The sequence below is a fragment of the Pseudoneobacillus rhizolycopersici genome (genome assembly GCF_054786815.1).
Genome location: NZ_JBTOOE010000014.1, coordinates 97629 through 107684 on the forward strand (window position 1 = coordinate 97629; position 10056 = coordinate 107684).

Consider the following 10056-nt stretch of genomic DNA (forward strand, 5'->3'; position numbering starts at 1 on the left):
AGGAGGCTCACCGGACGCCCCGCGGAAAGCGAGTGCCTGAAGCGGAAATCAACAGTCTACTCTAACACAGTCTTACGAAGGAGTGCTTTGGTGTGATGCAGGCAATTGAAACGAAAAACCTATCATTATCCTACGGCGATACGCTGATTATAAAAGAATTAGATTTAAAAATTCCAAAAGGCGAAATTACCGTATTTATTGGCGGTAATGGTTGTGGAAAGTCAACCTTGCTTCGCTCCATTGCCAGACTTTTAAAACCAAAGAATGGGGCCATTTTATTAGACGGCGAATCGATTGCCAAACAGTCGACAAGAGAAATTGCCAAAAAAATGTCGATCCTTCCACAATCACCAACAGCACCAGAGGGGTTAACCGTCCTGCAGTTGGTCAAACAGGGGAGATATCCTTACCAAACTTGGTTAAAGCAGTGGACAGAAGAGGACGAGAAAAAGGTGCAAAACGCCTTAAAAGCGACTGGCCTTATTGATTTAAAAGAAAGAACGGTCGATTCTCTATCAGGTGGCCAACGACAAAGAGCATGGATTGCGATGACCTTAGCTCAAGATACAGACATTATTTTATTAGATGAACCAACAACCTATCTGGATATGACTCATCAAATAGAAATATTAGATCTACTTTTTGAATTAAATGAGACAGAACAACGAACCATTGTTATGGTTCTTCATGATCTAAATTTAGCCTGCCGATATGCCCATAATATTGTCGCGATTAAAGATAAAACCATTTTTGATCAAGGGAAACCAGAATATGTGATTAATAGTGAGCTTGTGAAACATGTATTCGGAATGGATTGCCAGATAACGACTGACCCATTATTCGGCACACCGCTTTGTATTCCTCATGGCAAAGGACGCTGTGTCCTGTCGAAAGTAGCGGTTGTCAATGGTTAAGGCAAGTTCGGTTGATATCACGACACTTTCATGGTTTCGATTAGGAGAATCGGTTAATACAGATCCGCTTACGATAGAGTTGGATCGTTTACTATCAGGTGAAATGGAAAGCTATCTTCAGAAAGTTATGGTCGGGATTGGTGCTCCAAATGAAAAGGTAGCAGCCTCCATATTCATGAAAAGATATGCTTTTTTTGCGGTCATGGCTCTTTTCACCATGTCACATTCCGATCGCAAAATAAATATACAAACAAGCAATGTGACACTTGTATCTCATTTTGAAGATGGGCATTGGTTGCCTAGGTTTTTCTTAAAAGATTTAAATCTTTATGAGAGTAATGAAGTCCGTGAAAAATGGAGAGAAGGATACATAAAAGATCTTTTTGTTACCCATCTGTATCCATTAATGGACCAGCTTTCGAAAGTAACAAATGTATCTAAATTAATTCTTTGGGAAAATATTGCCGTTTACCTATTTTGGTTATATGAAACGGTCTTAGTAGATTCTTCTGATGAACAAAAGCAGAAAATGGAAGAAGATTTTCGATACTTGTTTTACGAAGCACCAGGATCATTATTCGGGGATTACCATCAAAATCCACTGACTCAGTTTGATGGCGAAAAAATATTTTATCCAGCTGCAGGTAAAGAAATACGGACGAGGAAAACATGTTGTTTCAACTATAAGCTTGTTGGAAACCAAAAAAGATGTAATACTTGTCCTTGTTACAGATTGGATGAAGAAGGCAGGTGTCAAAATGAACAAAGTTTTTGTACAACAATTCGAAGCGTTAATGAGTAAATACAGTGAACTCCTTGTTGGAGAATCAAACGAAGAAGTTCGTGAAAAAGTCACCATATGGGCTCTATATTCCCATGTCGCCAAATCAATGCCAGCCCTGGCCAAACACTGGAACGAACTCTACCCAGAAGCCAAAACCGAAATGAGAAAACTAATGGAAGAAATCAAAACCCTCAACGAACAACATCGTGCAAACAAATAAAAAAAGAAAGCACTTTAACACTTTAAAGCATGTGGGGACTGTCCCCACATGCTTTAAAGTGTTAAAGTGCTTTTTGATTGGGTTATCGTTTGTATTGGTTGTTTTGGCTGTTTACTTTGTTTTTGTGTTGGGCTTCGTTACCAGGACCGGCGTTACCTTGAGCGCTCGCAGCACTTACGGCTGCTTTTGATGGATCTTTTTGACGTTTCGCCATAAAATTATCACCTCGAGTATTATCATGTCCAATGGAGGGATTATTTGTCGTAAAAAAAATAATTGTACTTTTCATAAAATTGCCGTTTTCTGATTGCTTAAATTTTCAAAATATTTTATATTTATAGTATCAAGTTAAGAAATTCGCTGGAGCGAAATTTTTTTTAGAATAAAAATGAATGAGTATTCATTCAACAATCACAAAGGGGGAAATGAAATTGATCCAAAGTATTAAAAAGGCGGCGGTTTTAGGATCTGGAGTTATGGGCTCTGGTATTGCAGCCCATTTAGCAAACATTGGGATTCCTTCGCTATTACTAGACATTGTACCTCCTGTTTTAACTGAGGAAGAAAAAGCAAAGGGATTGATCTTAGAAGATAAGGAAGTCAGAAATCGATTCAGCGTTTCGGCATTACAAAAGCTCTTAAAGCAAAAGCCCGCACCCCTAACTTCAAAGGGCCATTTATCGTTAATTGAACCAGGTAACTTAGAAGATGATATGCACAAACTTGCCGAAGTAGACTGGATAATTGAAGTGGTCGTTGAAAATTTATCAGTAAAGAAAAGAGTGTTCGAAAAAGTAGACCATTACCGTAAGCAAGGAAGCATTGTTAGCTCAAACACATCCGGAATTAGTGTTGAAGCCATGTCAGAGGGCCGTAGCAAGGATTTCCAAAAGCACTTCCTTGGGACACACTTCTTTAACCCACCGCGTTACCTAAAGCTTTTAGAAATCATTCCTACGAAACAAACAGCACCTGAAGTGCTAAACTTCATGAAACAATTTGGTGAAGACATCTTAGGTAAAGGCGTCGTTGAAGCAAAAGATACCCCTAACTTTATCGCAAACCGAATCGGAACCTATGGTCTGCTTGTAACCGTCCGCGAAATGATAAGAGGTGGTTACACTGTTGGTGAAGTTGATTCAGTAACAGGACCTTTAATTGGTCGACCCAAAAGTGCAACTTTCCGGACATTAGATGTTGTAGGGCTAGATACATTTGCTCATGTAGCCAAAAACGTCTATGACCAAGTGGACGAGGCTGAAAAAGACGTGTTTAAAGTTCCGGGATTCATGCAACAAATGTTAGAAAAAGGCTGGCTAGGAAGCAAATCCGGTCAAGGGTTCTTCTTAAAACAGGGGAAAGAAATTCTAGAATTAGATCCCAATACATTAGAATACATTCCGCGTAAAAAGCTGCATGCACCTTCAGTTGAGCTAAGCAAACAAGAAAAGGGTCTGGCCAACAAAATGAAAGCGCTTGTATATTCAGACGATCGCGCCGGCCATTTATTATGGAACATCTTTTCTCCCGTCCTAGCCTACTCAGCCGAGTTACTGGGTACAATTGCAGACGATATCGTCGCGATTGACCAAGCAATGAAATGGGGATTCGGCTGGGAGCTGGGACCATTTGAAACCTGGGATGCCATCGGTTTACGGAAATCAGTAAGTAAAATGGAGTCGGTTCCAGCCTGGATTAATCAAATGCTCGAAAATGGACATGAAACTTTTTATAAAGAAGAGGTTGGCAAACGTTACTTTTATCAAAAAGGCGAGTACATTCCAGTTCCTGAAAATCCAAAAGTTATAGACTTAAAGCGACTAAAAAAAGAAAAGCGTGTCATTAAAAAGAATGCCGGGGCAAGCTTAATTGATCTTGGTGACGGTGTAGCCCTTCTAGAATTTACCTCTCCAAACAATGCTATTGGACTAGACATTTTGCAAATGATCAATTTCGCCATTGATGAAGTCGAGAAAAACTATAAAGGCCTTGTCATCGGTAACCAAGGCAAAAACTTCTGCGTTGGGGCAAACATCGCGATGATTCTAATGGCCGCTCAAGATGATGATTTTTATGAACTGAATATGGTTGTCCGTCAATTCCAGCAAACAATGTTGAAAATTAAATATAGTAAAAAACCGGTCGTAGCGGCTGTATTTGGAATGACCCTTGGGGGTGGAACAGAAGTTAGTTTGCCTTGTGCCGCGATTCAAGCGTCCTCTGAAACCTATATGGGGCTTGTTGAGGTCGGTGTTGGCCTAATCCCAGGTGGTGGCGGAAATAAGGAACTTTACCTGAAGTTTTTAGAAAGCATGCCAAAAGGTATTGATTTTGATCTCCAAAAAGTAGCAAATAAAGTGTTTGAAACGATTGCCATGGCGAAGGTTTCGACTTCAGCTGACGAAGCACGGGAAATGAATTTCTTTAACAGCAATGCTGGTATCAGCGTAAACGGTGATCACCTACTCTATGACGCCAAGCAAAGAGTAATCGACCTTCATGACAAAGGATATAACCCACCTGTTCGTAAAAAAATCCCTGTCGTCGGTGAAACAGGTTATGCAACTCTATTACTAGGTGCTGAAACGATGAGATTATCGGGCTATATTTCCGATCATGATATGAAGATTGCGAAAAATTTAGCGTATGTGCTTGCCGGTGGAAATGTGCCATATGGTACCGAAGTTGATGAGCAGTACTTATTAAACCTTGAAAAAGAAGCTTTTTTAAGCCTGCTTGCTGAACCGAAAACGCAAGCCAGAATGCAGCACATGCTATTAAAGAGCAAACCATTGCGCAACTAAAATACTAGACCGATAGATCAGATAGATTTATGGAGGGAGAGGAATTCTTTTGAGAGAAGCGGTTATCGTTGCTGGGGCAAGAACACCAGTGGGTAAAGCGAAGAAAGGAACTTTAGCCCATGTTCGACCGGATGATTTAGGGGCATTAGTGATACGGGAAACCTTGAAAAGAGCGGGAAATTATGAAGGAAATATTGACGACTTGATTATCGGTTGTGCTGTACCAGAGGCAGAGCAAGGATTAAACATGGCAAGACATATCGGTGCCTTAGCCGGGCTTCCGTCTAATGTACCGGCCATTACCATCAATCGTTTTTGTTCATCTGGATTACAAGCAATCGCTTACGGAGCACAAAGCATTATGTTGGGTCACTCTGATACGGTACTGGCAGGTGGTGCAGAATCGATGAGCTTAATCCCTATGGTCGGGCATACCCCCCGTATCAATGTAAAATTAGCCGAAACCGCACCACAATATTACATGGGTATGGGCCACACAGCTGAAGAAGTGGCTAATCGATTTGGGGTGTCTCGTGAAGACCAAGATGCCTTTGCGATGAGAAGTCATCAAAAAGCGGCTCGCGCGATTCAAGAAGGTAAATTTGTCAACGAAATCGTCCCTGTGGAAGTTGTTCAACGCTATGTGGACGACAATCATAAATTAACGGAGAAAAAAGTGTTCTTTTCACAAGATGAAGGTGTTCGTCCTGACACAAGTATGGAAGGTCTTGCCCGTTTACGTCCGGCATTCTCCGTAACCGGATCCGTTACAGCCGGCAATTCATCACAAACTTCTGATGGTGCTGCAGCGGTAATGGTCATGGATCGTGAAAAAGCGGAGTCGCTCGGTTTAAGGCCACTGGCGAAATTTCGTTCGTATGCCTTAGGAGGTGTCCCACCAGAAATTATGGGAGTTGGCCCAGTTGTCGCGATTCCAAAAGCGCTAAAGCTTGCAGGCTTGGAGCTATCGGACATCGGCTTAATCGAATTAAACGAAGCCTTTGCGGCTCAAGCCATCCAAGTCATCCGCGAACTAGGAATCGATGAAGAAAAAGTAAACGTAAATGGTGGCGGAATTGCCCTCGGACATCCACTTGGCTGTACCGGAGCGAAACTAACTTTAACCCTTATCCATGAGATGAAACGCAGAAACGAACAATTTGGCCTAGTCACGATGTGTATCGGTGGCGGAATGGGTGCTGCGGGTGTGTTTGAACTACTATAAAAGGGGGACATTATTATGACTAACCAAATCGATCAATTAATTAAAGGCGGAAGCTTTTTAATCGAAGATGTTTCAAAAGATCGACTTCTGACACCAGAAGATTTTACCGATGAGCATCTAATGATAGCGAGAACAACGGAAGACTTTATAGCAAATGAAGTTTTACCACAGGTAGAGCGCCTTGAAAATCACGAATTCGACCGTTCAGTAAAATTATTAAAACAAGCAGGTGAATTGGGGCTACTTGGGGTGGACGTACCCGAAGAATATGGCGGTCTAGGGCTTGATAAAATTAGCTCAGCCCTTATTGCCGAAAAAATGGCTCGTGCCGGAAGTTTCTCGATTTCCCACGGTGCCCACGTTGGAATCGGGTCGTTACCAATCGTGCTCTTCGGTAACGAAGACCAAAAGCAAAAGTACCTGCCGGACCTAGCAACTGGTGAAAAATTAGCAGCATACGCTTTAACAGAACCAGGTTCAGGATCTGATGCACTGGGTGCCCGCACCACGGCAAAACTTAATGCGGAAGGAACTCATTACATCCTAAACGGTGAAAAGCAATGGATCACCAACTCTGCCTTTGCTGATGTATTTGTTGTTTATGCTAAGATTGACGGCGAACATTTCTCGGCATTTATCGTAGAAAGAGACTTCCCAGGTGTTTCAACAGGTGCGGAGGAAAAGAAAATGGGAATAAAGGGTTCATCCACCCGTACATTAATTCTCGATGATGCACAAGTTCCGGTTGAAAACCTACTCGGTGAGGCTGGAAAAGGCCATGTGATTGCCTTCAATATTTTAAATATCGGGCGTTATAAGCTTGGAGTAGGTGCGGTTGGCGGTGCCAAATCTGCTTTTGAAATGACCGTTAAGTACGCAAACGGGCGCAAGCAGTTCAATACGCCAATCGCTCAGTTCAACCTTACAAAGGAAAAGCTAGCGACAATGGCATCACGAATCTATGCCACTGAAAGTTCGGTTTACCGTACGGTAGGACTATTTGAGGACCGGATGAGCAAACTTTCCGATGAAGAAGTAAAAAATGGTAAAGAAGTTGCTAAATCAATCGCAGAATACGCTATCGAGTGCTCCCTTAACAAAGTATTTGCAACTGAAACATTAGATTATGTCGTCGATGAAGGTGTGCAAATTCATGGTGGATACGGCTTTATGCAAGAATACGAAATCGAAAGAGCTTATCGAGATTCCCGAATCAATCGAATTTTTGAAGGAACCAATGAAATCAACCGTTTATTGGTGCCTGGCACCTTTATTCGTAAAGCTATGAAAGGAGAGCTACCTCTTTTCCAAAAAGCACTACAACTCCAAGAAGAGCTGATGATGATGATGCCGGAAGAGCCAGACGATGAGCCGCTAGCACAAGAGAAATACCTAGTGAAAAATGCGAAGAAAATTGGTTTACTTGCCGCAGGTCTTGCAGCGCAAAAATTCGGAAAGGCGCTTGAAAAAGAACAAGAAATTTTAGTGAATATTGCCGATATTATTTCCAATGCATATGCAATGGAATCGGCTTTACTTCGTACAGAAAAGGCGATAGCAAAAACAGGACTCCAAAAGAATCAACAAAAGCTTCTTTACACTCAAATTTTCTGCCAAGAAGCCTTTAATGAAATTGAACAGCATGCAAAGGAAACATTAGTAGCCACAGAGCAGGGTGATGCATTAAGAATGCTAATCTCTGCATTACGAAAATTTACCCGCCATACGCCAATCAATGTTGTAGCGAAAAAACGGGAAGCGGCTAATAAAATTATTTCAGTAGAAAAATATACAGTATAATTTAGTAGGGGCTCCCTTTCATAGAGGGGCCCTTTTTGAAAAAGATTTTTTCGAAGGAGAAGGATTTTTAGGAGGAAAGTCGAATTTCCCTAAAGTATGTATTTTTTTCAAATATTTTCTCACTTTATTAGAAAAACATAGAAGAGTATGCTACTATTCAATTGTATGAGTTTTGTCGATTGGGTGGTGAAAATGTTGAGTTTAACCTTTTTCGGGTATCCGAAATGTGGAACTTGCCGAAATGCGAAGAAATGGTTAGATGCCCACAATCTTACATATACGGAGGTCAATGTCTTTGAAACACCTCCCTCAAAGGAACAACTAAAGGAAATGTTTCAATTAAGCGCTGTGGAACTTAAGAAATTTTTTAACACAAGCGGGGAGCAATACCGAGAACTTGGCTTAAAGGACAAGCTTAAGACTGCCACAGAGGATGAAATGCTAGAGCTGTTAGCTAGCAACGGTCGTTTAATCAAACGGCCACTCCTTACAGATGGAACAAATGTAACGATCGGCTTTAAAGAGGAAGATTATGCAAAGACCTGGTTATAGTCCATGGTAAAATGGGGCAAATTTTTCAAGTATGCAACTCATCATATTTATAAATAGATGAAATATTTTATGGAGGGATAAGAATGAATACACCTAAAGAATTACGTTATTCAGAAGAGCATGAGTGGGTACAAGTTGAAGGAGAACAAGTTCGTATTGGAATTACAGATTTCGCTCAATCAGAATTGGGAGACATCGTTTTCGTTGAACTACCAGAAGTTGGCGATACTGTAACTGCTAACGAGCCATTCGGTAGCGTTGAATCTGTTAAAACTGTTTCGGAGCTATACGCACCAATCAGCGGAAAAGTGGTTGCCATTAACGAAGATTTAAGCGATAACCCAGAATTTGTAAACGAATCTCCATATGAAAAAGCTTGGATGATCCTCGTTGAACCATCTGATACAAACGAAATCGACAGCTTAATGACAGCTGAGCAATACGAAGCAATGGTTAAAGAAGACTAATCATGTAGTAAAAACACCCCGAAAACAATTTCGAGGTGTTTTTTTTGGCTGTGTTAAAAGGCAATGTTTTTTTAGCACCTGTTGATTGGAGCGGAAGGCACTCGACTCCTGTGGGATTAGCGGCAAAGGTGAGACCCCGCAGGAGCAAAGCGACGAGGAAGCTCACCTGACGCCCCACGGAAAGCGAGTGCCTGCAGCGGAAATCAACAATCTACTTAACCAATCTTTCTTTTTTAAAATAATAGTCATAATTCGCATTCAATTGCCTATACATACTTATAAACACTATAAAGACAGGCAATATAATGGTATAGTTTAGATACAAGGTTACACCAATTTGTCACATTTGGAATACTTTATTGTACAAATATTATTCGATGATAGGTGATCATGATGATGGATAAAGTCATTATTGTTGAAGGAACCTCAGATAAGAAAAAGGTTGAAACGATTGTGAAAGAACCTGTTGAAATCATTTGTACAAACGGAACCATGAGCTTATCCAAAATGGATGATTTAATTGATTCGCTCCTTGAAAAGGAAGTGTATATATTAGTTGATGCTGATGCAGCCGGAGAAAAGCTGCGCAGACAATTTAAACGGGAATTTCCTGAGGCGGGTCATTTATATATTGATCGTTCCTATCGGGAAGTAGCTACGGCACCAAGCTATCACATCGCGACAGTACTAATGTCGGCTAATATTGATGTCCATTCGGAGCATTTAGAAAAAGGATGAAATTTACATGATTGAATATAATCAGGAACAGTTGAAAGAGTTTTTATCTAGCAATCAATCCGGGATTATTTATTTATATACGCCACTATGCGGAACCTGTCAGACAGCCTCGAAAATGTTAAATGTGGTGGAGGCGCTACTCGAATTACCCTTTCTTCAGGTTAACCTCAACTATGCTCGCGATGCGGCGTTATCGCTAGGGATTGAAAGCGTTCCTTGTCTACTAATCGTAAATGAGGGGAGACTAATAGAGAAAGTGTACGCTTTCCATTCAGTACCTTATTTATATGAAAAACTTAATCATTGGTTCGATGCAAAAAAGGTGCGCTAACTGTGCATCTTTTTTTTTGGTGAAAGGTGATTAAACCCATATAACTGAAATTAAACCCGTATAACTGAAATTAAGCCCGTATAACTGAAATTAAACCCGTATAACTGAAATTAAACCCGTATAACTGAAATTAAACCCGTATAACTGAAATTAAACCCGTATAACCGAAATTAAACCCGTATAACTGAAATTAAACCCGTATAACCGAAATTAAACCCGTA

The 10056-nt window shown here is 40.8% G+C and carries 11 protein-coding genes; 10 read left to right on the top strand and 1 reads right to left on the bottom strand.

Annotated elements, in window-relative coordinates; genetic code table 11:
• The first annotated feature begins 95 nt into the window (after nt 1-95).
• From ACX9YW_RS14865 to ACX9YW_RS14875, 3 genes are read left to right on the top strand one after another with little or no spacing between them, the layout of a single operon-like run.
• Nucleotides 96-914, top strand: coding sequence for an ABC transporter ATP-binding protein (locus tag ACX9YW_RS14865; protein WP_460347758.1), 819 nt, complete (start codon nt 96-98; stop codon nt 912-914).
• On the top strand, nt 907-1716 hold the full coding sequence (locus ACX9YW_RS14870) for an IucA/IucC family C-terminal-domain containing protein (RefSeq protein WP_460347725.1): 810 nt from the start codon (nt 907-909) through the stop codon (nt 1714-1716). The genes ACX9YW_RS14865 and ACX9YW_RS14870 overlap by 8 nt, the downstream gene beginning before the upstream one ends.
• Nucleotides 1673-1918 (top strand): DUF2573 family protein, encoded by a 246-nt coding sequence (locus ACX9YW_RS14875; protein WP_460347726.1) that lies wholly within the window; start codon nt 1673-1675, stop codon nt 1916-1918. The genes ACX9YW_RS14870 and ACX9YW_RS14875 overlap by 44 nt, the downstream gene beginning before the upstream one ends.
• Nucleotides 1919-2000: 82 nt before the next feature.
• Here ACX9YW_RS14875 and ACX9YW_RS14880 read toward each other — a convergent pair whose 3' ends face one another.
• Complete coding sequence (locus tag ACX9YW_RS14880; RefSeq protein ID WP_460347728.1) at nt 2001-2132, bottom strand: YuzL family protein; 132 nt, start codon at nt 2130-2132, stop codon at nt 2001-2003.
• A gap of 220 nt (nt 2133-2352) precedes the next feature.
• Between ACX9YW_RS14880 and ACX9YW_RS14885 the strand changes: the two genes are divergently transcribed.
• The 7 genes from ACX9YW_RS14885 to ACX9YW_RS14915 all read left to right on the top strand — a co-directional run bounded on the left by ACX9YW_RS14885 (nt 2353) and on the right by ACX9YW_RS14915 (nt 9835).
• Nucleotides 2353-4722 carry a 3-hydroxyacyl-CoA dehydrogenase/enoyl-CoA hydratase family protein gene (locus ACX9YW_RS14885; RefSeq protein ID WP_460347760.1) on the top strand — a complete coding sequence of 790 codons (2370 nt, stop codon included), beginning with the start codon at nt 2353-2355 and terminating at the stop codon, nt 4720-4722.
• 49 nt (nt 4723-4771) lie between these two features.
• Complete coding sequence (locus ACX9YW_RS14890; RefSeq protein ID WP_460347730.1) at nt 4772-5947, top strand: acetyl-CoA C-acetyltransferase; 1176 nt, start codon at nt 4772-4774, stop codon at nt 5945-5947.
• Between the two features lie 15 nt (nt 5948-5962).
• Nucleotides 5963-7747, top strand: a complete 1785-nt coding sequence (locus tag ACX9YW_RS14895; protein ID WP_460347732.1) for an acyl-CoA dehydrogenase FadE — start codon at nt 5963-5965, stop codon at nt 7745-7747.
• 195 nt (nt 7748-7942) lie between these two features.
• Entirely contained in the window at nt 7943-8299 is a 357-nt protein-coding gene (locus ACX9YW_RS14900; RefSeq protein ID WP_460347762.1) for an arsenate reductase family protein, read from the top strand.
• A gap of 83 nt (nt 8300-8382) precedes the next feature.
• Entirely contained in the window at nt 8383-8766 is a 384-nt protein-coding gene (gene gcvH, locus ACX9YW_RS14905) for a glycine cleavage system protein GcvH (RefSeq protein WP_460347734.1), read from the top strand.
• A 390-nt stretch (nt 8767-9156) separates the two neighbouring features.
• The gene (locus ACX9YW_RS14910) at nt 9157-9504 is read left to right on the top strand and encodes a toprim domain-containing protein (protein WP_460347736.1); all 348 of its coding nucleotides are present in this window, start codon (nt 9157-9159) and stop codon (nt 9502-9504) included.
• 7 nt (nt 9505-9511) lie between these two features.
• Nucleotides 9512-9835: a thioredoxin family protein gene (locus ACX9YW_RS14915; RefSeq protein ID WP_460347738.1), complete on the top strand. Its 324-nt coding sequence runs from the start codon at nt 9512-9514 to the stop codon at nt 9833-9835.
• Nucleotides 9836-10056: the final 221 nt, after the last annotated feature.